This is a genomic window from Anseongella ginsenosidimutans, assembly GCF_008033235.1.
Taxonomy (GTDB): Bacteria; Bacteroidota; Bacteroidia; order Sphingobacteriales; family Sphingobacteriaceae; genus Anseongella; species Anseongella ginsenosidimutans.
This window is the reverse complement of the sequence record NZ_CP042432.1, coordinates 76,535-99,360: the sequence shown is the minus strand read 5'-3', so window position 1 is coordinate 99,360 and position 22,826 is coordinate 76,535. Positions and strand designations below refer to the sequence as shown.

The following is a 22,826-nucleotide window of genomic DNA, read 5'->3' as shown; positions in this document are numbered from 1 at the left end:
GCGCTTTGGACGGAATAATAAAATGATGTTAAATAAGTATTATTACATAGTAAAACCCTAATAGTCATGAAATTCGAAATGTTAAAAGATAAGGCGTCGATCATCAAGGTGATTGGTGTAGGAGGCGGGGGAGGAAACGCCGTTAATCATATGTTCAATCAGGGGATAAATGGGGTTGATTTCGTCGTTTGTAATACTGATTCACAGGCGCTGGAAATGAGCCCTGTGCCGAATAAGGTACAGTTGGGCTCAAGCCTTACCGAAGGAAGGGGCGCAGGCTCCATTCCGGAAGTGGGAAAGAATTCCGCCATCGAGAATATAGAGCAGATCAAGGATTTCCTGGGTTCGAATACTAAAATGGTTTTTATTACCGCCGGAATGGGCGGCGGCACCGGCACCGGTGCAAGCCCCATTATTGCCCAGGCCGCAAAGGAACTGGGAATTCTGACGGTAGGGATCGTGACGACACCTTTTTCTTTTGAAGGAAAGCGTCGTCGCCAGCAGGCGGAAGAAGGCCTTTCAGAACTAAAGGAACATGTGGACACCCTGCTGGTGATCTCCAATGACCGCCTTCGGGAAATGTACGGGAACCTTTCCCTGTCCAACGCATTTGCAGAAGCGGACAATATTCTTACTACGGCTGCCAAAGGTATTGCGGAGATCATTACACTGCCGGGATATATCAACGTGGATTTTGAAGATGTGAAGACGGTAATGACTGACGGCGGCGTGGCCATTATGGGCTCCTCCGCTACCGAAGGCCAGAACCGTGCCCGCCGTGCCGCGGAAGGCGCCCTTAATTCGCCGCTGCTGAATGACAGCTTTATATCGGGGGCCCGCTATATTCTGCTGAATATTACCTCAGGCAACCAGGAAGTATTGCTGGAAGAACTTACCGAAATTACCGACTATATCCAGGAGCAGTCCGGGTCTATGGCCGATATGATCTGGGGCCACTGCTATGACGAGAGCCTGGGAGATGCTATCTCGGTGACAATCATTGCTACTGGCTTTAAAACCCGTTCCCAAAAGGAAATGGAACGCAAACCGGGAGAATACGACAAGAAGGAGCCCAAGAAAATGTCGCTTATTGCAGAAGAAGATGCAGCCGCCATGCTGGCCCCGGCAACCGGCAAGGGAAGTGCGGAACCCGCGGAAAGCGAGCCTCGCCTTAAAACAGGGGATGCATTCGGCATGGAAAATCCTAATACAGCCGGACCTGCTTCAACCCCGCTGATGGACAATTCATTCAAGATCGGGGAGCCCTATCTGAAGGGCGCTCCTGAGTCCTCCCTGCAACCTTTCCGCAAGACGGAATCTCCCCGGCAGGGAAGTATTTTTGACGATGCCACCTGGGAAAAGAAAGAGGAAGAAGTTACGGTGAGCAATGATGTGACCGTGACCATTGAACCCGTACAGGCAAAGGCGCCGGATATGGAGCCGGAAGCTAATGCTGGAGAAGGGGATATAGAGGAACAATTGCAGCGCTCCAGGGAAAGAGTGATGCGGCTGAAAGACCTGAGCCTTAAATTGCGCTCATCCAACGGCCTTTCTGAGCTGGAGAACGAGCCTGCTTACAAAAGAAGGAATATGAATCTTAATAAAGTGCCTCATTCCTCAGAAACACAGCTGTCAAGGTTTACCGTTTCTGATGATGACGGCGAGATCAGGCCGAACAATTCTTTTCTGCATGATAATGTAGATTAGCGCTTACACAATTATTGTGATAATAGCTCTTCGCCTGAGGCGGGGGGCTATTTGTTTATCATCCTGTCGCGGTTATTTTGTCAAGCAGGGAATAAAACTTATTTTTGGGGGTGATTAATAATTGTAGAATTTAATTTTTACCATATTGGATATCTTCGAGAAGATCAGGCGGGACCGAGGCCCCATTGGCCAGCATTCAACATTCGCTCATGGCTATTTTGCATTTCCTAAGCTGGAGGGAGCAATAGCCAACAGGATGATGTTCCGGGGGAAGGAACACATCGTGTGGAGCCTTAATAATTACCTGGGCCTGGCCAATCATCCGGAAGTGCGAAAGGCGGACGAAGAAGGCGCCCGGGAACACGGCCTGGCTTATCCCATGGGGCCCGTATGATGTCGGGGAATACCAGTAATCATGAAAGCCTGGAGAAAGCCCTGGCGGATTTCGTTGGTAAAACGGATGCTTTTCTGCTGAATTACGGGTACCAGGGAATGGTTTCCATCATAGATACCTTGTTGAGTCGCCATGATGTGGCCGTCTATGACGGGGAGTCACACGCCTGCATCGTGGACGGTGTGCGCCTGCACCAGGGTAAACGTTTCATGTACAAACATAATGATATCGAAAGCCTTGAGAAGCAGCTTGAGCGTGCGGAGAAGTTAATTGAAGGTACGCAGGGCGGTATCCTGGTGATTACCGAAGGTGTTTTCGGCATGTCCGGTGTCCAGGGTAAGCTGAAAGAGATCATTGAACTAAAGAAAAAGTATAATTTCCGTCTGCTGGTGGATGACGCCCATGGCTTCGGCACCCTGGGGAAAACGGGTTCCGGTACCGGTGAAGAGCAGGAATGTATAGAAGGTATTGATGTATATTTCGGAACCTTTGCAAAATCAATGGCCGGGATCGGCGCCTTTGTTGCCGCTGATGAATACGTCGTTGAATACCTGCGCTACAATATGCGCTCGCAGACCTTTGCCAAGGCGCTTCCCATGCCCATGGTATCAGGCCTGCATAAAAGGCTCGAATTGCTGCGGAACCATCCCGAATTCAAGGACCAGCTATGGGACATTGTGAATGCCCTGCAGAGCGGCCTCCGGGAAAAGGGATTTGATATTGGCAATACAAATAGTTGTGTTACGCCTGTTTTCATGAAGGGCTCTCTTCATGAGGCGCTGAATATGATCATTGACCTTCGGGAGAACTATCGCATTTTCTGTTCTATTGTTACCTATCCGGTCATTCCAAAAGGACAATTGATGCTTCGCCTTATTCCTACTTCCGTACACACGCTGGAAGACGTGAATGAAACGCTGGAAGCTTTCAGCGCCGTAGCCCGCAAGCTGAGCGAAGGCCATTACGACAGCGAGAAACTGGCAATGGCCTGAGGAAGGTGTAGCTTATGAGTATAAGGTTACTCGGCCAGGGGTTTGAAGTAAAATCGGAGTTTTCGGTCGGATACCAACTTATAAAATTTTTTGCCGATGAAGATTTTCATTCTTTTACTGGCATTTCTGCGTTTGCAAGCCAAGCTGGTATAGGGGGACTTTCGAAGGATATACAAGCAGCCAAGAAGCATCTTAAGACTATTACAATAGTTACAGGAGTTGATCAGAAAGGAACGTCTAAAGAGGCGTTGGAAGAACTTTTGGGCTTGGGAATCAGGGCCTACATCTTCTATCAGCCGAGTGTGACAATTTTTCATCCAAAAATTTACCTATTTGAAGGTAAAAGAAGAACTGAACTGATTGTAGGCTCTTCAAATCTAACCTCTCAGGGGCTTTTTACAAATGTTGAAACATCTTTGCTAATAAGTATTGATAATTCAAAAAAAGTCGAAAGGGAGATTGTTAAGCAACTGAAAGAATATTTTAAGGGTCTCTTTAACTTTAAGGACCCCAACGTAAAGAAGTTGTCGAAGAAGGTTATAGCTGACTTAATTAAAGCCGGGATTGTTCCAACGGAAGAAGAACGGAGAGCTGCACAAGATAAAAGCGGAGATGCAAAAACACCGGAAGTTCAACGTGTAATCTCCAAGATTTTTCCAAACCGAGCAACTGCAAAAATTCCAACGGCGTTTAGGGGGACAAAAAAACGACAACCTGCAGTGACGAAAGCCAAAATCAGTGCTAGTGATAAAATTACTTTAAAGGGCGAGTTGGTTTGGGAAAGTGGTAAACTAACTAAAAGGGATCTAAATATTCCTGAGGGACTAAAAACAAACCCAACCGGCTCCATGGGTTTTAAAAAAGGAAAAACACGCGGTATTGACAAACGACATTATTTCAGAGATAGAGTGTTCTCCAGGTTGAAATGGAAAAAGGATACCAGCCCTACTTCGTCACATTATGAAAGGGCAAAGGCTTTCTTCAATATCATAATTAACGGGAAAGATATGGGGAAATTTGAACTAATGATTTCACATGATACCCGAACGAATACTAGAACCTATACTCAGAATAATTTCGTGACCCATCTTAGCTGGGGAGTAGCCAAACAAGTGATCGCAAAAAATAGCTTGATTGGAAAACATGCGCTTCTGTTTACAACGAAAAAGAAAAACGAATTCACTCTTAAGATTGAATAGTTGGAACAATGTTAATTTGTTGAGAACTCTTCCTTTTATAAATGTTGGTATCTCATTTATAGTGTTTATATTTGGACAAAAGTAGTCCAAATATGAAACTCGAGCAATCCTTTGGTGAAACCGTAAAGAGACTTCGAGAAAAGAAAAATCTTCCGTTACGAGCGGTGGCGGAGGCACTAAATATTGATACATCTACACTGGGTAAGATTGAGAAAAATAATCGTAAACCAACAAAGCAGTTGATTGACAAATTTGCCAGGTATTTTAAAGCGAGCGAGAAGGAACTACTTATAGCATTTCTGAGCGACAAAGTGGTTTATCAGGTGATGGATGAGGAAGATTTATCAATTGAGGTTTTAAAAGCCGCAGAACAAAAAATCAAGTATTTAAACCGAAGTAATCTCTGATAATGAAGTTGATCACAGAAGCATCGGCTGAAAAATTAAGAGGCGGCTTTTACACGCCTGAACCGATAGCAGAATTTATTTTGCGCTGGGGCGTTAATGGTAGCAATGACTATGACATTCTAGAGCCAAGTTGTGGCGATGGCGTTTTTTTGGAACAGTTACAAAAGCATCAACTGAAATACAAATCAATCACTGCGATTGAATTTGACGAAGCCGAAGCTATAAAGGCAAACAAAACTGATCTGCATAGTAAACAAGTTATTAACGCGGATTTTCATGCCTACTGCAATAATACGCTACAACGATTTGATTTGATTGTGGGGAATCCCCCTTATATCCGGTATCAGTTCTTTGATAAAATGCAACAAGTTGAAGCGGGTGACATTTTTATCAAAGCAGGACTGACTTATTCAAAGCTTACAAATGCATGGGTTTCCTTCGTTATTGGTTCATCGCTTCTATTGAAAGATAAGGGAGGGAAGATTGGTTTCGTCTTACCTGCAGAAATTTTACAGGTTTCATATGCTCAGCAATTGAGGAATTTTATCGCTCATTTTTACAATAAGATTAATATCATCTCATTTGAAAAGTTGGTATTCCCCGACATTCAGCAGGAAGTTGTTTTGTTATTATGTGAAAAGAACGGATCAAAAGAACACAATATTGAACATATTGAATTGCATAATGCGAGTGAATTAAAGGCCCTTGACGTCGCTCGTTTGAAAAGTCCAAAAAAGAAGATTGATTTTAGGGGTAATAAATGGACATTTTATTTTTTAGAACAGGAAGAGATTGACTTTTTAGAAAGTATTGCTGAGCGCAGGGACATTCCGTTACTTGGAAAATATGCAAATGTTGAAGTAGGGATTACCACTGGCGCCAACAGCTTCTTTACTGTTCCATTGACGACTATTGAAGAATATGACTTGCACGATTATGCAAAGCCAATGGTCGGTCGAAGTGTTCAGGTAAACAGTGTCGTCTTCACTGAAAGCGATTGGAAGAGAAACAAGTTTTCAAAAGCCAAGGCGCATTTACTCGTCTTCCCTGACAGCAAAAGTCTGAACAAAAAGAACGGCGCAGTAAAATATATCGCTCAAGGTGAAAACATGGGAATTCATAAGGGCTATAAAACAAGTATTCGTGATGACTGGTTTGTGGTCCCATCCCTGAAAATTTCGGATGCACTTTTCATTCGAAGGAACAATCTGTATCCTAGATTGATAATTAACCAAGCGCAGGCATACACCACTGATACAATGCACCGAGTTTTCGTAAAGGCTGAAACGAATATAGAAGCGTTTACAGCGAGCTATTATAATTCGCTGTCCCTTGCATTTACGGAAGTATGCGGTAGGAGTCACGGGGGAGGAGTTTTGGAGTTGATGCCAAATGAAGCAAAAAAAATATTGCTTCCTTATCATAAAGATTGCGCCAGATTGCTTCCGCAAATCGACCAACTCATGCGTAGTAAGGGCGATATAGACGATGTTTTGAAAATTACGAATGAAATAATTCTAAAGCAGCATTACGGATTGACAAAAAAAGAGATCAATTTAGCTCATAACATTTGGAAGAAACTTTCGGCGAGGAGGTTAAACCGCGGAAAGCAATGAACCCGCCCCGGGATTTTTCGTATTTTCATGCGATAAAACAGGGGCTTTGAATTTTCTCTCTCATTTTTATTTGATACAGGATAATCCCGACCCTTACCTGGTGCTGGGAATGGTGCTGCCGGATATGGTAAAGAACCACCGGAAGACCTGGAACCTGCATCCCTATAAACAAGCCGGGCAGCTTGAAGAGGATGCGGTATTGAGGTCCATTTACCGCGGCTGGGAACTGCACCTGGAAACCGACCGGCGCTTTCATTCATCTTCTTTTTTCAGCCTGCATAGCGTGGAATTAAGGAAACAGATAGCGGCTGTGCTTAGCGGCCCGCCCTTTCGCCCGTTTTTCCTTGCGCATATTGCCCTGGAACTGCTGCTTGACAGCCTGCTGATCATTCAGCAAAGGGTGGACATCGGCAAATTCTATCTCCGGCTTTCCGCCTGCGGCGAACAGGATATTGTTCGTTTCCTTGAAATAAACGGGATACACGAAGCCCCTTCTTTTACCGGGTGGTTCCGGCAGTTCACCCGCAGCGCCTATCTGTATTCTTACAGCAGCCCCGGCAACCTGTCCCATGCACTTGACAGCATTGGCCGCCGGGTGTGGCAGGTTCCATTCCCGGAGGAAAAAAAAGGGCAGCTGGCTGTCATTTTACAGGCATACAGGAATGAAATCGAAAACGATTATCTTCCTATTTTTGAAGAAATAACTTATTATCTTCGTCCCTTATGATGACCCCGCCAGAAGCTCAAAAGGAAATACAGCGGCTTAGCCGGGAACTGAAACAGCATAATTACAACTATTATGCACTCGCCCAGCCCACCATCAGCGACCAGGAGTTTGACAAAATGCTGGAAGAACTGGCCGCCCTGGAAAAGGAATTCCCGCAATTTGCCCGTCCCGATTCGCCCACCCGGAAAGTTGGCGGCGAGATCACGAAAACCTTCCGGACCGTCCGGCACCGCTATCCCATGTTATCGCTGGGGAATACCTATTCTGAACAGGACCTGCTGGATTTTGACAAAAGGATAAAGAAGCTGATCGGGGAGAACTTCCAGTACGTCTGCGAACTAAAATTTGACGGGGTAGCCATTGGGCTCACTTACCGGGAAGGAAAACTGGTACAGGCCGTTACCCGGGGAGACGGCGCCAAGGGCGACGATGTGACCACTAATATAAAAACCATAAAGAATATCCCGAATTATATATACGGCAGCGACATACCGCCGGAATTCGAGGTGCGGGGCGAAATATTCATGCATCGAAAGGCTTTTGCCCGGTTAAATGCAGAAAGGGTGGAGCAGGGAGAAATGACCTTTGCCAATCCGCGCAATTTCGCTGCGGGAACCATTAAGATGCAGGATTCCGGGGAAGTAGCCCGCCGGCCCCTGGATTGTTTTCTCTATTCGCTTCTCGGTGAGAACCTGCCTTATAAAACGCATTTTGAAAGCCTGGAAAAGTTAACTGAATGGGGTTTTCATGTTTCGGAACATATCCGCCGCTGCAATACTATCCGGGAAGTCCTTGACTTTATTCATGCCTACGAAAAAGAGCGTTTTGAATTTTCCTTTGACATTGACGGTATCGTTATTAAGGTAAACAGTTATGCACAGCAGGAGGAACTTGGTTTCACGGCCAAATCACCGCGCTGGGCCATAGCTTATAAATACAAGGCCGAAGAGGTGGAGACCCTCCTGGAATCCATTTCTTACCAGGTAGGAAGAACAGGCGCAGTAACCCCGGTAGCCAATCTTCAGCCGGTGCAGCTGGGGGGCACCACAGTAAAAAGGGCCAGCCTCCATAATGCCAATGAAATGGAGCGGCTTGACCTCCGGCCGGGAGATATGGTGCTGGTAGAAAAGGGCGGAGAAATTATTCCGAAAGTGATCCGGGTGAATTTCGAAAAGCGACCTCAGGGCCTGGCCACGGCGAGTTTCCCTGCCGTTTGCCCGGAGTGCGAAACCGAGCTTGTCAGAAATGAAGGCGAAGCCGTTCATTATTGCCCCAACGATACAGGCTGCCCCCCTCAGATAGTGGGGCGAATGCAGCACTTCATTGGCCGGCGGGCAATGGATATCCAGGGAATTGGCAGCGAAACCATCGAACTGTTGTACCAGAAAGGCCTGCTGAAGAACATCGCCGATCTTTATGAGCTGAAAACCAAAGAAGAAATATTACTGTCTTTTGACCGCTTCGGGGAAAGATCTGTGAATAACCTGCTGGAAGGCATTGAAAAGTCAAAGGAAATGCCCTTCGAAAGAGTCCTTTTCGGATTGGGCATCCGCTATGTAGGGGAAACGGTGGCCCGCAAGCTGGCTGCGCATTTCAAGGATATAGACCGCCTGGCCGCCGCCGGCTTTGACGAGCTTATTTCTGTCAATGAGATCGGAGACCGTATTGCCGAAAGCATTCTGGACTTTTTCAACGATCCCGAACATCTCTCCCTGCTGGAACGCCTCCGCGCTCAGGGCCTGCAGTTTAAAACGGAGGAAAAGGAAATACAGCTTCAAAGTAACCGCCTGGAAGGAAAAACCTTTCTTATTTCCGGCGTATTCGAAGGTTATAGCCGGGAAGAATTGAAATCCATGATCGAACTCAATGGTGGAAAGATAGCCAGCGGCGTTTCCGCGAAGCTTCATTACCTGGTAGCGGGGGAAAACATGGGGCCCTCTAAAAGGGAAAAGGCGGAAAAACTGAATGTTCCTATTATCTCCGAAAAGGAACTCTTAAGCATGCTGGCATGAGCATACTGGCAGGCCTCAGGACAAGGTGGGCGTTCAGGATGCTGGAAAAGGAGCGCAATCGCCGGGCGGTCGTTCATCACTCGATAGCCTTTGGGGAAGCAGCGGACATCGGGATCCTTTTTCTTGCCCAAACCCTGGAGGACGTATTGCGCATAAAGGACTTTGCCGCTTACCTGAAAGAACAGGGAAAAAAGGTAACGGTCTTTGGCTATACAAGCCCGGCTAATGAAACCGCGTTTAAAACAAAATCGGTTTTTTTCGACTACCTGACGGAGAAAGACCTGAATTTCTTTTTTATTCCATCAGCGCAAAAGACTGCCGGTTTCCTGGAAAGGCCATTTGATATCCTGATCAATTTCTGCCTGGAAGATTGTTTTCCGCTTACCTGGCTGACAGCCATGTCGAAAGCTACGTTCCGTATCGGTGAATATTCTCCGTCACGGGTTCCCGACCTTGACCTGATGATCCATTTAAAAGAAGACAGAAATATTGATAACTTTGCCCTCCAGTTAAAACAGTATCTTTCATTACCAGCTTCAGCATGACCGAACAACTGAAAGGAACAGGCGTTGCCCTTGTTACCCCCTTCGACCAGGATGGAAACATTGACTTTGACAGTCTCAGAAAACTGATCAATCATATTATTGACAACCAGGCGGAATTCCTGGTTCCGCTGGGAACTACCGGAGAATCTGCAACCCTTAGCAAAGAAGAAAAGAAGCGTGTTTTTGATTTTGTAGCCGAAGTGACCGCTGGAAGGGCCCCCCTTGTTGCGGGGATTGGCGGAAATAATACCGCGGAGCTGCTTGATTGCCTGCGGGCATTCGACCATACCGCTTATACGGCCATTCTTTCGGTAAGCCCGTACTATAATAAGCCCTCGCAGGAAGGGCTGTTCCAGCATTTTAAAATGCTGGCAAGCGAGTCCCCCCTTCCCCTGATCATTTATAATATTCCCGGCAGAACTGGCAGTAATATTACGGCGGAAACGACGCTGCGCCTGGCAGAAGTTCCCAATATTTCGGGAGTGAAAGAAGCTTCGGCAAATTTCGAGCAGTTCATGGAAATTATCAGGCATATGCCGCCGGATTTTTGTTTTCTTTCGGGAGACGACGGTTTAGCCTTGCCGATAATCGCGCTTGGGGGGCATGGAGTTATCTCCGTGGCTGGCAACGCTTTCCCCAAAGATGTTTCGGATATGGTGCGGCATTGCCTCAGGGGAGATTTTGCCGAAGCCCGCAAGCTGCATTACAAGCTGGCCGCCTTAATTCCCTTATTATTCGAAGAGGGGAACCCGGCAGGAATAAAGGCTTTTCTCCGTGAATTGAGCATTTGCGGCGATACACTACGCCTTCCCCTGGTCAGGCCCGGAAATGTACTGAGGGAGAAAATCAGCAAGGCAGTTGAAAATTATTAAGGAAGCCTGGAACGAGGGCTTATAAAAAAGAAAGCCGTCCGGCAGCTGCGGGACGGCTTTCTCATTCCATTGGGGAAATTATTTCTTCTTTGCAGGCTTTTTAGCAGGCGCCTTGGCAGCAGCTTTATTCTTGCTTTCCTGAACTTCCATACGGATGGTCTGGGCCAGGTTTTTTAGATCCTGCATACCTTTACGTACACGAGTACCAGCCGCATTGTTCCCCTTGTTATAGAACTTATCAGCGTCCCCTTCAAGGTCGGCAACAATTTGTTTGAATTCATTAAACTTTTTCATCTTACACCTTTTTTTTAATGTTTAGAAATCTGAATTAAAATCATTCTATAGCTAATCTAATACCTTTTTCTTCGAAAAACAAAATTAAAAAACCCTCCTAACATGCTTTTTTTCCACTTTTTCACAGGACAAGGACTTTTTCGGCCCAACTATCTTTTAAGGAAATTTTTAGATTAAGCTATAACTGGCTGTTTTTCAATTTGTTATAACTACCATATTCGCTATAGGGCCTGCAAATGGCGGTTCGGGAATTTCGGTTCGGAAAGGATAAAAAAAAATAAAAAAAATCTACTCCAGCAACAAGATAAAGGCTTTTCCACGCTTTCGCGGCGCTTTATGAAAGCGATGAGCCTTACGGTGGGTATCCATTGAATCCATGAATTTTCTCGACGAAACGCTATCTTTGCCACCCGTATGGCCAGGAATAAAAATTTCGTTGAAGAGCTCCGCTGGAGGGGCATGCTGCATGATATCATGCCGGGAACCGAAGACAAACTTCAGCAAGGAGTCGTTTCTGGTTATATTGGTTTTGATCCTACCGCTGATTCCCTGCATGTGGGCCACCTTACCCAGGTAATGACCCTCATTCATTTCCAGCGCGCCGGCCATAAGCCTATCGCTTTGGTAGGTGGAGCGACCGGCATGGTGGGCGATCCCTCCTTCAAGGCCGCAGAGCGGAAATTGCTGACCGAGGAAGCGCTCCGTCATAATATAGAAGGTATACGGCGGCAGCTGGAGAAATTCCTGGAATTTGGAAAGGGAGCTAACGCGGCCGAAATGGTGAATAACTATGACTGGCTGAAAAATTATTCTTTCCTGGAATTCATAAGAGATATCGGCAAGCATATCACGGTGAATTATATGATGGCGAAGGATTCCGTGAAGAAGCGGCTGGAAGGTGACAGCGGTCTTTCCTTTACTGAGTTCAGTTATCAGCTATTGCAGGGCTATGATTTTTTTCACCTTTGGAAGCACAGGAACTGCCTGGTGCAGATGGGGGGGTCCGACCAATGGGGTAACATTGTTACCGGAACCGAGCTTATCCGCAGAATGGAAGGCGGAGAGGCTTTTGCCATTACCACCCGCCTTATTACTAAAGCAGACGGTACCAAGTTCGGGAAGACCGAAGGGGGGAATGTTTGGCTTGATCCGTCCCTTACTTCTCCCTATAAATTCTATCAGTTCTGGCTGAACGCTTCCGATGAGGACGTGAAGAAGTACGTTCGTATCTTCACACTGGCCGGGCAGGATGAAATAGTATCCCTGGAAGCCGAGCATGATAAGGCCCCGCACCTGCGCCTGCTTCAAAAATTCCTGGCGAAGGACATCACTTCCCGGGTGCATAGCCCGGAAGATTATGAGACGTCCGTAAAAGCTTCTGAAATCCTTTTCGGCAATGCCACCTCACAGGCATTGAACGAGCTTCCTGAAAGCCTGCTGCTCAGCGTACTGGAAGGGGTTCCCCGTTTTGAGGTGTCCAGAACAGAACTGGATCCCGGCATCGGCATCGTTGAACTGCTCACCGAAAAGGCGGCTGTTTTTCCTTCCAAATCCGAAGCCAGGAAAATGATCCAGGGCGGCGGGGTAAGTATTAACAAGAATAAGATTACATCCGCTGATCAGCAAATTAGTCCGGGATCTCTTATTAACGGACGGTATTTCCTTGCCCAACGAGGAAAAAAGAACTATTACCTCATCGTAGTTAAATAAAAAGCCGAATTCCAGCGTTGTTTTTGGCTTGAAATTGCCTGCCTGTTTTATAACGGGCTGAAATAATTATTTCCCATCATTTTTTATTAGAAAATCTTGTATTCCATGTGATTTTTATCGCATTTATAGGAATTTATATGTGGTTTACCTGTTTATTTTGCTTTTCTACGTTTTTATTGCCCTCTTTTATGAATGTATTTCTGCATTTTCCACTTATATAGCGAACAATTGTAGATTATTTTTGGCATTTTATTTTATTTAATCAAAAATATATCGATAATTGTGCTGAACTTAAATAGAATTTCAATTTTTATCTGAATTACAGGCCATTTTTGGGCATATTTTATACAGTTTCTATAAATATTAGATAAAATAATATGGAAAACGCGGTTTTTACGGCCAATAACATCTGGATGATGCTTGCAACGGTCCTGGTATTCATTATGCACTTAGGTTTTGCCAGCGTGGAGGCCGGATTTTCACAGGCAAAGAACACAGTAAACATTTTATTTAAGAACACGCTCACCCCTGTTATCGGAATACTTACCTACGGCCTTCTTGGTTTTCACCTGATGTACCCGGGTTTTGAAGAGCCGGGATGGTTTGGCTTTGCCGGTTTTGGTGTATCCCTTCCGGAAGGAGGGAATACCGCCGCTTATGCCGGGGGTGGGTACACGTACTGGACCGATTTTCTTTTCCAGGCCATGTTTGCTGCTACCGCGGCGACTATCGTTTCCGGGGCAGTAGCCGAGCGGGTCAAGCTGAGCGCCTATCTGGTTTTCACGCTGCTCTTCGTCGGATTAGTATATCCCGTGATCGGCAGCTGGAAATGGGGCGGCGGCATGCTGGATGCCTGGGGTTTCCATGATTTTGCGGGCTCTACGCTGGTACATTCCGTGGGCGGTTGGGGCGCGCTTGCAGGTATTATGCTGTTAGGCGCCCGCATCGGAAAATATGATAAAGGCAAAGTGAAGGCCTTTCCCGGCTCTTCGGTTCCCCTGGCCACTATCGGCGTATTCCTTCTTTGGCTGGGCTGGTTTGGTTTTAACGGCGGATCCGTGCTTTCGGCGGATCCCGGGCTGACGTCGATCGTACTCGTGACCACCTGCCTGGGGGCTTGTGGCGGCGCAATCGGGGGCTTTTTCGGTGGGATGGTCATTTTTAAGCGAATGGATTTTGGCATGGTGCTGAACGGCATTCTCGCCGGGCTGGTAGGTATTACCGCCGGCGCGGATGTGATCACACCCGGGGAAGCGGTCATCATTGGTCTGACTGCGGGCGTGCTGGTGGTGCTTTCGGTAGTAAGCCTGGACAGGATGAAGCTGGATGACTGCGTAGGGGCGGTTTCGGTTCATCTTACCTGTGGTATCTGGGGGACGCTCGCAGCCGGGATATTCGGCGAAGGAGTAGCCTTCTTTCCCCAGTTATACGGCGTACTTATCTGCGGGGCAGGCGCATTTCTTTCGGCCCTGGTCATATTTAAAATATTGCAACTGACCATGGGCATCCGGGTTTCCCGGCAGCATGAGCTGGAAGGCCTTGACAGTCATGAGCATGGAATACGAGGATATACGATCATCCTGGAATAAAGGAATTTTAAGAATCAAAATATGAAAAAAACAGTATTGCTTTTTGCCGGCCTTATGGCCGCAGGGTTTATTGCCAGGGCACAGGATGAAGAGAGTCCTCTGCTTATCTCAGGTTCAGTGGATGCGTACTACAAGTACGATCTTTCGGACTATCGGGCGGAGAACGGAACCTCCAACATTCAAACGGCCTTCGCTAATGAACAAAACTCCATTTCCCTGGGCATGGTGGACCTCGCACTCAGTAAACAGGCGGGAAAGGCTTCCTTTGTGGGCGAAGTGTCCTTTGGACCCAGGGGGCAGGGACAATCGCTGGTGAACGCAGCCGGTGAATACGGAGACGAGAGCGCCAATTCCTTTCATATCCAAAACCTGTACGTAAGTTATGCTTTTACTGAGCAGTTCTCCATGACGGCAGGTTTCATGGGGACCTTTATCGGGTATGAGGTGATCTCTCCCAAGGGTAATTTCAATTATTCCACTTCGCGTTTGTTTTCTTACGGGCCTTTCCAGAACGCAGGTATCAAAGCAAATTATGCCTTCTCTGAGAAGGTCGGCCTGATGGTGGGGCTTTTTAACGACTGGAACCTGTACCAGGATTTTAACGGCGTATCTGATTTTGGCGCTCAGCTTTCAGTAGCGCCGTTAGAAGGCTGGAATGCCTACATTAACTTTATCACCGGAAGTCCTTCCGGTACCGAAATCGACCTCACAACTGCTTACCAGGTGACCAATGCCTTGAAAATAGGCCTTAATGCTGCCGACTTCTCGGCCCCGGACGATGCCGGTGGCTTCCAGGGAGGCGCCCTTTACGCCCAGTACGGTTTATCCGAAGTTTTTGCACTGGGCGCAAGAGGGGAAATATTTCAGTTCAAGGATACGGCCGATCCGGATAATCCCGGAATGCAAATAGAAGGCAATCGCTATTTTTCTTTTACCCTTTCAGGAAATGTGAAGGCGGGCCCCTTAACGCTAATCCCTGAAGTCAGGTTTGATTCCAGTTCGGCGGATGAATTCATGGATTCGGATATGAACTTCACAGGCCAGGCCTCCCAGTTTGTCCTGGCGGCAGTGTATGCTTTCTAGTATTTGCCAGAGTTAACGGGGTACGACTCCTACGTTCAAAAACTCCCTGGTTAGCTGGGGAACGGTCACGTACATTTCGTTCTTTAATTGAGTGTCCAGGTCCCGCTCAATGTCCATCCAGTCCGAATAGATGACGTTGGCCGTTCCCTTCTCACCTTTGAGTCCCTGTGGTCCGGGGTCGCCCTTTGGTCCCTTTGGACCCGTTGCTCCTTTGGGTCCGGAAGCGCCTTTATCGCCCGTGGGTCCCGTGGCTCCCGGTTCACCTTTGGGGCCTTGTTCGCCGACAGCGCCATCCGGGCCGGGAGGGCCTTCTTTTTGCAGGAATTGAATGTCAACAGCATGAACAGTGCTAGCGCTGGGGTGAACACTCTTGCTGTTTTCTTAAAAATTCTTGATGGTTTCATGAGCTTTTGTTTTGGCTGGTCAATGGGGTATGTTTAGGGCATTCGCAACTGCGTTATAATCCTTCATGTTTACGTTTTCCAGTCTCGTGGCAGCGGACACTCCGCCCGGAATGAGTACGTACCTGAACTGCAATGACACCCCCGGGCCGGTACCCATGATCTCATCGTGGGTGAGCGCAGTCCCATCTGTGCTTTTAATTGAGAACCGTACTTCGCCATGATTGGTAAAGTAAACGGCGTAGCCGATGCGCTCGTTATTGTCATTGTGCCGGGTATAGGGCATCTGGAAAACAACGTTATCCTGGAACCTGAAAAATGTCAGAATAATCCCCCGCTTTCATTGTAATCGTTGGTTAACCTGTTTTCAGTAACTCTCATGGTTTTGTAAGTGCTTTGGTTCGACAAGTTCCACACCGGGTCCATCCATTCTGAATAAATAACATTGGCCGTTCCCGGGTCACCTTTATCACCCTTGTCGCCTTTCGGTCCGGCCGGCCCGGCGGCTCCCCGTGGGCCTGTTGCGCCGGCAGCGCCTCTCGGACCGGTATTCCCGGTATCGCCCTTATCGCCTTTTGGTCCGGAAACTCCCTGTTCTCCCTGTGCGCCTGCCGGGCCGGGAGGGCCTTCTTTTTCGCAGGATAGCATTAGAGCGGCCAGAAACAAGGCAGACAGGATTAATTTGATCGGTTTCATGATTGAGTTTGATTTTCGGTTTTTGTGGCATTAGTTAATTATGAACAAAGGCGTTCATCTGGGCAGCGCACAGCGTAGTTTTATCGAGTTGATTGGTTTTTTCATTGAGAACGACCCGGCAATATTCCGCATTGCCGGATCGTCAGGGATGGTCATAAGGTTAACAGCAATTCAAGGAGCCGCGGAACCTCCGGCCGGTGGCCTATTACTCTCTGCTCCGCTCCACCGGAGGGTCAGGTTGTGGATTAAACATCAGTTCGCCGCCAAGCGATGTCAAGCCGCCATCGCTGTTTACGAACCTGCCTTTTATATGGGCGTACTTGCCGTTCAGTACGAGCATCCCGTTAACGGTATCGTGGATTCCCTCGAGCATGACGGTTACCGGCCTCATTGGTGTCGGCGGAATGACCGGCTCGGGCGGATGTACCGGTTCAGGAGGGTGTACCGGCTCGGGCGGGTGGATAGGCTCGGGATAAAAAGTCCATGACTGAACCAGGTGCAGGGTCTTTCCTCTTTTCAGGGATGAAAGGGTTTTCACTTCCAGCCTTCCTTTAAGGGCGGTGTTATGGAATTCACCGGACCAGCTGCCACCCTGCCTTATTGTGGCGTCGAATTTAAAGACCTGCGCAGGCGGCTCGGGCTGCGGGTTAAAAAGTATTTCCTTATTCGCGGTGTCCGTGGAAGCCTGTTCGTTTCCGGAAAGCTGCCCGGCCCGGTTTTCGGAAGCAAGGGAGCCGGTTGTACCCGCTCCGTCAATAAATGCTTCCTTTTCACAGGAAAGCGCGGCAGCTGAAATCAAAAGCGCTGCAGAGATCAGTTTTAAATTTTTCATTACAAATTAGTTTAGTGGCGCGTTTATGTCATTTGTTAGTCAAAGCTCCGCCTAATGAAAGCCTTTCGCTAACAGATATTTCGTTTTCCTTAACAGAGATTCCCGTATGGCGCCTGATGCATCAGCTCCCACATTAAGAGAAGGTAAGTCAATATTCGTCCTTGAAATAAGGATGAATATTGGCTTTAACAGTAGAAAAGCAGTAGGGCGGCGTTATGCCGGTTGCTTTGACCAGGCTGAAGGGGACTCGCCGAACTGTTCCTTAAAGCATTTGGCGAAATAGGAGAGGTTGTTGAAACCGACGCTGTAGGCGATTTGCGAAATGCTATCTTCTTTGCCGGCTATTTTTTGTGCGGCCCTTTTCAGGCGGAGGAGCCGGATGAATTCAACGGGCGTCTGGCCGGTAAGGGCTTTGAGCTTGCGTTCTACCTGGGTGCGCCCCAGTCCAATTTGTTCAATAAAGGCTTGTACGTTAAACTCAAAATTGCCCATATTGCTTTCCACAATGTCCATTGCCTTTTGGAGAAAGCGTTCGTCGGCGCTGGTAATAGTAATATCTTTTGGCTGCAGCGTGATTTCCCTTGAAAAGCGTTCCCGTAACAGGGCGCGCTGGCGTATGCGGTTCTTTAGCAGGACCAGCAGTTCGTCTGCGTCAAAAGGCTTGGTCAGGTAATCGTCTGCGCCGGTTTCCAGGCCCTCGATCCTGGGAATCTTGCCGGACCTGGCGGTGAGAAGGATTACTGGGATATGGCTGGTGTTTTCGTCGAGCTTCAGCCTTCGACAAAGCTCTATGCCATCCATTTCAGGCATCATTACATCGCTCAGTAACAGGTCTGGCTGCAGTTCCCGGGCTTTTTCCAGGCCTTCCAGGCCGTTGGAAGCGGCGCTGACCCGGTAGTGCGGTTTAAGGATCTGTCCGAGGAAAGCCTGCATATCAATATTGTCTTCTACGATCAATAATTGAGGCAGGCCGTGTTCTGTTTCGGCGCCTTCGGGTGTCCTTGTTTCTCCCGCGGGGCTTTTCTTCCTGCCGGAAATTGTGCTTCGGGAAATTGTGCTTCCGGAATGCCGGCTTTCGGTAGCAGGAAAAGAGGAGCCGCTTATTATTCCGGGTTCGGCGGGAGCAGGGGAGTTTGCCGGCACGAATAGTTCGCTCCGGGATAAATGTGCTTTTCCCATGGGCAGAAGAATGGTGAAGCAGGAGCCTTGCCCGCTTACGCTGCTGACATCGATTTCGCCGTGATGAAGCGTTACCAGTTCTTTGGTCAGGGCCAGGCCAATGCCCGTGCCCTTGTATTGTTGGGCAGAACCGTTTCCCGCCTGGAAAAAACGGTCAAATATCCTGGACAGTTCCTGGGGGGCGATGCCGATGCCGGTATCTTTTATGCTGACCTGTGCCTGCTGTTTTTGGGTGAAATCGCTCACTCCTGCCGAAAGGGTAATGCTGCCGCCTTTTCCTGTAAATTTAAAGGCATTCGAAAGGATATTGTGCAGGATCTTTTCCATTTTCTCAGGATCAATATACAGGTCAATATCGTCTTCCATTTTAAAATCAAAGCGGATTTCCCGGCTTTGCGCCAGCGATTCGTAAGCAGCTGTAACGGGTTTCAGGAACGTCCGGAGATCGGTTTTGACTGCCTGCAAAACCATCTTATCTGATTCGATCTTGGAAAGGTCCAGGAGTTGGTCCACCATGTGCAGCAGGCCCCGGCTGTTGCGCTGCATAACCTGGTAAAGGGATTGTTTGTCGCCATGGAAGTCTTTTTTCTGCAACTCCTGCAACGGGCCCAGTATGAGGGTCAGCGGAGTGCGGAATTCGTGCGAGATATTGGCAAAGAAGCGGGATTTTACCTGGTCCATTTCCCTTAATTTCTTATTGGTCCGGGCTTTAATGCGGTAGCGGTTCCAGATCACGATTCCCAGCAGGAAGACCAGTATGGCCCCGCCAATAAGGTAAATTCGTTCGCTTCGCTGTTTTTGAAGTTTCAGGATATTGATTTCACGGGCTGCGTTCAGGGAGGCAATTTCCTTCTGGTTCTTTTCGTTTTGATATTTTGCTTCCAGTTCGCTGCTAAGCGTTATGCGCTGTTCATTGTACAGGCTGTCATCGTATTTTTTAGCAAGTACCGAATGCCCGTACCCTTGTTCAAAATCATTCAATGCCGCGTAAGCGCCTGCCAGCATTTCATGATTTTCAGCCATTGTAGCTAGGTTTTTGTTTTCCTGGGCGGCCACTAATTCGCCGTAATGGATGGCTTCCCGGTAATTTCCTCTTTGAAATTCATTGAATCCGAGGCTGTACCGTGCCATCGCGATAAGGTCTTGCTGGGATAGTTCTTCGGCCAGTTCCAGGGCGCTCCGAAAATGGTCGCTCGCCTTCTCATAATCTTCTGACAGGCGGTGAATATTTCCAAGTTCATGCAGCACCCGGGCTTCTCCCAGCTTATCGCCCATTTCTCTTTTGATACCCAGGGCTTCTTCCTGGAAAGAAAGGGCTTCATCATGTTTTCCCTGTTCCTGGTAAACTGCCCCGATATTGGTAAGGCAGGCCGAAATGCCAGGTAAAAAACCGAGCTTCCGGACGATTTCGAGCGCTTTTTTGTAATGGCTCAGCGCTTTGCCGAACAGGCGCTGGCGCTTGTAAAGATTCCCAAGGTCATTATGGATCATAGCAACTGCATTCCGGTCGCCGGAGCTTTCAAAAATGGCCATCGCTTCCAGGTATGCAGCCGTTGCGCTGTCAATGGCCGTATTTTCACGGTGGATCCTGGCCAGGCCCGCGAGAGCGGAAGCCAACGCATTGCTGTCATTTACAGACTTTGCCAGGGCAATAGATATGTTGAATTCAATTTTCGCTTTGTCAAACTCCCGGAGCCGGTTGTATTGGCTGCCCAGCCGGTAAGCAGCTACCGCTTGTCCCTGGGTATAGCCGATCTTTTCTGCCAGCTGTTTTGCCTTTCCCGCGTATTCAAGCGCTTTCATATTATCGCTCCGGTAATACTGGTACCAGAGAGCCAGGTATGTGTTAACCCGGGAGCTGTCTGCCTCGCTAAGTTCCAGCTGCCGGAGGAGGCTGTCTGTAACGCTTGTGTCCTGGCAACGTGCAGCGGCGCTGAAAAGGATTGAGACGATCAGTATAGGCAATAACTTCTTCACCCTTTAACTTAGTGATGGCCATACTAAGTTAGGAAAAATCAGCTAAAGGAGCGGATGGTTATAAGGGGAGAATTTGCAATAGACATGGGCTTTTTGTATTATTAGCGGGTTCAAATCAAACAATACTTAAATCGGGCAGAAATGGCATTTAAGAACGACAGAAGGAAATTTCTGAAGCAGTTAAGCGGGGCTTCCGCATTGGTGGCAACGGGGTCTTTGGGCAATGTGGCCTGTACCGCCCGCAGGGAAGTGCTGACTCCGGCAGCAAAAGTTACTTCGCAGGAAAAAGTCCGGATTGCCTGCATTGGTATGGGCATCATGGGTTTCGGAGACCTGGAAACGGCAATGAAAGTACCGGGGGTAGAACTCATCGGCGTTTGCGACCTTTATGACGGGCACCTGGAGCATGCAAAAGAGGTATATGGCAGTAAAATATTCACTACGCGGGATTATAAGCAAATCCTGGACCGGAAAGACGTGGATGCGGTGATCATCGCGGTGCCGGACCACTGGCACGATCATATTTCCATCGATGCTTTGCAGGCGGGAAAGCACGTATACTGCGAAAAGCCCATGGTGCAGCACCTGGACGAGGGCCATGCCGTTATAGAAGCGGCCAGAGCGTCCGGCAAGGCATTCCAGGTGGGCAGCCAGCGTGTCAGCAGCGTTGCCTTTGCTAAAGCACAGGAATTGTTCCGGCAGGGAGAAATCGGGGATATTAATATTATCGAAGGTTTTTACGACCGCCATGACGCAATAGGCGCCTGGCAATATTCCATCCCGCCGGATGCCTCCCCTGAAACGGTTGACTGGCAGCGTTATGTAGGAGATGCCCCGGCGCATGCTTACGATGCTAAGCGGTTTTTCCGCTGGAGGAATTACAGGGATTACGGCACCGGCGTGGCCGGCGACCTCTTCGTTCACCTTATTTCAGGATATCATTTTATTACGGGGGCGCTGGGCCCGGAACGGATCTTTGCTACCGGCGATTTGAGTTACTGGAAGGATGGCCGCGATGTGCCCGACGTGATGACGGCCATCCTGGAATATCCTAAAACCGACCACCATGCCGCCTTCCAGGTGCAGCTCCGGGTCAACTTTGCGGACGGTTCAGGCGGCGGGCAGCGTACCCGGATCGTGGGTACGGAAGGGGTGATCAACCTGGGCTGGAATGATTTCGTCCTGAAAAAGCACCTGCTTCCGGAAGCGCCGGGCTACGGGGGTGGGATTTGTACGGGACCTTCCCCGACGACGTAAAGAAATCCTTTGTGGCACAATACGATAAAAAATATCCGCCGGAAAGCCGCAAGGTGGCCCAGCCGGAAGATATCCAGTTTGCCGCTCCCGAAGGGTACGATGACCGCTACGATCATTTTGTGAATTTCTTTGAATCGGTTCGTACGGAGAAACCTGTGGTGGAAGATGCCGCCTTTGGCCTTCGCGCGGCCGGCCCGGCCCTGGCTTGTAATGAAAGCTACTTCAATAACAGGGTAGTCCACTGGGATGCAAAGAATATGAGAGAGAAGAACGCTTAATTATTTTATTGACGCCAGGGGAGTTCCTGCAGGGAGATTTTACAGGTTGCCCTTTAATGCGGTCAGTTTATCAAAAGGTTACAGCCCCGGATATCGCTGTTGTCAAAGCGGCCCAGCACCTCGAAAGAGCCGTCCGGGTGAATTTTCCCCAGGTCGTCCGTGGCAATAAACGAACAGGAATAAATATTGGCCAGGTCAATGATATTGATGGCGCCGGTGCGCCCCTGCGAAACCATTGTGAAAGGGTCGTTCAGTTCCCGGATGCTGATTTGCATCCAGGGAGGGCATGCAAAACGCCCTTTCCCCCGGGAATAAGCCTGGGAAAGCAGTTCGGTCATCCCGTATTCCGAATGAATAGCCGAAACGCCCAGGCGCTCTTTAAGGATCCCGTGCAACTCCTCCCTGACCAGCTCCTTCCTTCTGCCTTTCATGCCACCGGTTTCCATAATAATGGTATGCTTTAACTGAAGCCGGTGTTTTTCCGCAAAGTCAAGTAAGGCATGGGATACACCGATCAGCAGCGCAGGGAGCTGTTTTTCTTCCAGGTCAAGCAGCGTCTTTAGCAAATGATCGTGATCGTGAAGGAAGAAACCGCTTTCAGGGTGGCCGCTTAACTTTATTAATTCGTCCGCCATAAGCACCAGGGAGGATCCGCTTCGTTCAAGGTAACCGGGCAGCAAAGCGAGAATACGGTAATGCGGAATATTTCCATAGAAATACTCAAATCCTTTCCGGAAACTTTCCCTGTAAACCTCCAGCTTAGCTACCAGGTGGCGGCTGGCCGCTGCGCCGGTAGTTCCTGAACTGGTAAAGATCATCTCTTCCCGGTGCTTTTCAGTAATTACCCGGTGCGTCTTGAAAAAGCCGATCGGTAAAAAAGGGATAGCTTCCAAACTGTTCGTTTTCTCGGGGTCAATCCCCAGCAAGCCGGTAAATTCACGATATACCGGGTTGGCCCGTGCCTGATACCGGAAGATGTCCAGGGCTTTTTCCCTGAATTCCCGGGCGGAAGAAATACCAAAGATGCCGGAAGCTGTAATCACCCTGCAAAGATAAGGC

The 22,826-nt window shown here is 48.4% G+C and carries 19 protein-coding genes and 1 pseudogene; 14 read left to right on the top strand and 6 right to left on the bottom strand.

Translation table 11 applies throughout. From position 1 onward, the window contains the following. The first annotated feature begins 66 nt into the window (after positions 1-66). From ftsZ to dapA, 9 genes and pseudogenes are all read left to right on the top strand, one after another. The gene (gene ftsZ, locus FRZ59_RS00460; protein WP_132127815.1) at positions 67-1,707 is read left to right on the top strand and encodes a cell division protein FtsZ; all 1,641 of its coding nucleotides are present in this window, start codon (positions 67-69) and stop codon (positions 1,705-1,707) included. 145 nt (positions 1,708-1,852) lie between these two features. Further along, positions 1,853-3,093, top strand: a pseudogene (locus FRZ59_RS00455) (aminotransferase class I/II-fold pyridoxal phosphate-dependent enzyme). Between the two features lie 14 nt (positions 3,094-3,107). Next, positions 3,108-4,292 carry a phospholipase D family protein gene (locus FRZ59_RS00450; protein ID WP_132127817.1) on the top strand — a complete coding sequence of 395 codons (1,185 nt, stop codon included), beginning with the start codon at positions 3,108-3,110 and terminating at the stop codon, positions 4,290-4,292. Between the two features lie 92 nt (positions 4,293-4,384). Continuing rightward, complete coding sequence (locus tag FRZ59_RS00445) at positions 4,385-4,699, top strand: helix-turn-helix domain-containing protein (protein WP_132127818.1); 315 nt, start codon at positions 4,385-4,387, stop codon at positions 4,697-4,699. A 2-nt stretch (positions 4,700-4,701) separates the two neighbouring features. Then, positions 4,702-6,315 carry an Eco57I restriction-modification methylase domain-containing protein gene (locus FRZ59_RS00440; RefSeq protein ID WP_132127819.1) on the top strand — a complete coding sequence of 538 codons (1,614 nt, stop codon included), beginning with the start codon at positions 4,702-4,704 and terminating at the stop codon, positions 6,313-6,315. Positions 6,316-6,361: 46 nt separating this feature from the next. Continuing rightward, positions 6,362-7,042, top strand: a complete 681-nt coding sequence (locus FRZ59_RS00435; RefSeq protein WP_132127820.1) for a hypothetical protein — start codon at positions 6,362-6,364, stop codon at positions 7,040-7,042. Continuing rightward, complete coding sequence (gene ligA / locus FRZ59_RS00430) at positions 7,042-9,054, top strand: NAD-dependent DNA ligase LigA (protein ID WP_132127926.1); 2,013 nt, start codon at positions 7,042-7,044, stop codon at positions 9,052-9,054. Before FRZ59_RS00435 ends, ligA begins: the two co-directional genes overlap by 1 nt. Further along, positions 9,051-9,599 (top strand): DUF6913 domain-containing protein, encoded by a 549-nt coding sequence (locus FRZ59_RS00425; RefSeq protein ID WP_132127821.1) that lies wholly within the window; start codon positions 9,051-9,053, stop codon positions 9,597-9,599. The genes ligA and FRZ59_RS00425 overlap by 4 nt, the downstream gene beginning before the upstream one ends. Next, a complete protein-coding gene (dapA, locus tag FRZ59_RS00420) occupies positions 9,596-10,471 on the top strand; it encodes a 4-hydroxy-tetrahydrodipicolinate synthase (protein WP_132127822.1) in 876 nt (291 codons plus the stop codon). The genes FRZ59_RS00425 and dapA overlap by 4 nt, the downstream gene beginning before the upstream one ends. A gap of 78 nt (positions 10,472-10,549) precedes the next feature. Here the strand turns inward: dapA and FRZ59_RS00415 are convergent, their stop codons facing one another. Continuing rightward, the gene (locus FRZ59_RS00415; protein ID WP_132127823.1) at positions 10,550-10,765 is read right to left on the bottom strand and encodes a histone H1; all 216 of its coding nucleotides are present in this window, start codon (positions 10,763-10,765) and stop codon (positions 10,550-10,552) included. A 414-nt stretch (positions 10,766-11,179) separates the two neighbouring features. On the opposite strand from FRZ59_RS00415, the gene tyrS reads away from it, so the two are divergent. From tyrS to FRZ59_RS00400, 3 genes are all read left to right on the top strand, one after another. Next, positions 11,180-12,475: a tyrosine--tRNA ligase gene (gene tyrS, locus FRZ59_RS00410; RefSeq protein WP_132127824.1), complete on the top strand. Its 1,296-nt coding sequence runs from the start codon at positions 11,180-11,182 to the stop codon at positions 12,473-12,475. A 377-nt stretch (positions 12,476-12,852) separates the two neighbouring features. Beyond that, complete coding sequence (locus tag FRZ59_RS00405) at positions 12,853-14,064, top strand: ammonium transporter (RefSeq protein ID WP_207910199.1); 1,212 nt, start codon at positions 12,853-12,855, stop codon at positions 14,062-14,064. A 21-nt stretch (positions 14,065-14,085) separates the two neighbouring features. Next, entirely contained in the window at positions 14,086-15,147 is a 1,062-nt protein-coding gene (locus FRZ59_RS00400; RefSeq protein ID WP_132127825.1) for an outer membrane beta-barrel protein, read from the top strand. 423 nt (positions 15,148-15,570) lie between these two features. On the opposite strand, the gene FRZ59_RS00390 is transcribed toward FRZ59_RS00400, so the two are convergent. From FRZ59_RS00390 to FRZ59_RS00375, 4 genes are all read right to left on the bottom strand, one after another. Further along, positions 15,571-15,834 (bottom strand): hypothetical protein, encoded by a 264-nt coding sequence (locus FRZ59_RS00390; protein WP_147698196.1) that lies wholly within the window; start codon positions 15,832-15,834, stop codon positions 15,571-15,573. Between the two features lie 35 nt (positions 15,835-15,869). Then, on the bottom strand, positions 15,870-16,244 hold the full coding sequence (locus tag FRZ59_RS00385) for a collagen-like protein (protein ID WP_147698195.1): 375 nt from the start codon (positions 16,242-16,244) through the stop codon (positions 15,870-15,872). A 205-nt stretch (positions 16,245-16,449) separates the two neighbouring features. Then, positions 16,450-17,076: a hypothetical protein gene (locus FRZ59_RS00380; protein WP_132127827.1), complete on the bottom strand. Its 627-nt coding sequence runs from the start codon at positions 17,074-17,076 to the stop codon at positions 16,450-16,452. A gap of 213 nt (positions 17,077-17,289) precedes the next feature. Then, complete coding sequence (locus FRZ59_RS00375) at positions 17,290-20,232, bottom strand: tetratricopeptide repeat protein (RefSeq protein ID WP_132127828.1); 2,943 nt, start codon at positions 20,230-20,232, stop codon at positions 17,290-17,292. Between the two features lie 141 nt (positions 20,233-20,373). On the opposite strand from FRZ59_RS00375, the gene FRZ59_RS00370 reads away from it, so the two are divergent. Both FRZ59_RS00370 and FRZ59_RS18655 read left to right on the top strand, forming a co-directional pair. Then, on the top strand, positions 20,374-21,489 hold the full coding sequence (locus FRZ59_RS00370) for a Gfo/Idh/MocA family protein (protein WP_225975123.1): 1,116 nt from the start codon (positions 20,374-20,376) through the stop codon (positions 21,487-21,489). 11 nt (positions 21,490-21,500) lie between these two features. After that, a complete protein-coding gene (locus tag FRZ59_RS18655; RefSeq protein WP_225975122.1) occupies positions 21,501-21,767 on the top strand; it encodes a hypothetical protein in 267 nt (88 codons plus the stop codon). 62 nt (positions 21,768-21,829) lie between these two features. Here the strand turns inward: FRZ59_RS18655 and FRZ59_RS00365 are convergent, their stop codons facing one another. Continuing rightward, positions 21,830-22,810, bottom strand: coding sequence for a long-chain-fatty-acid--protein ligase (locus tag FRZ59_RS00365; protein ID WP_132127830.1), 981 nt, complete (start codon positions 22,808-22,810; stop codon positions 21,830-21,832). Between the last annotated feature and the right edge of the window lie 16 nt (positions 22,811-22,826).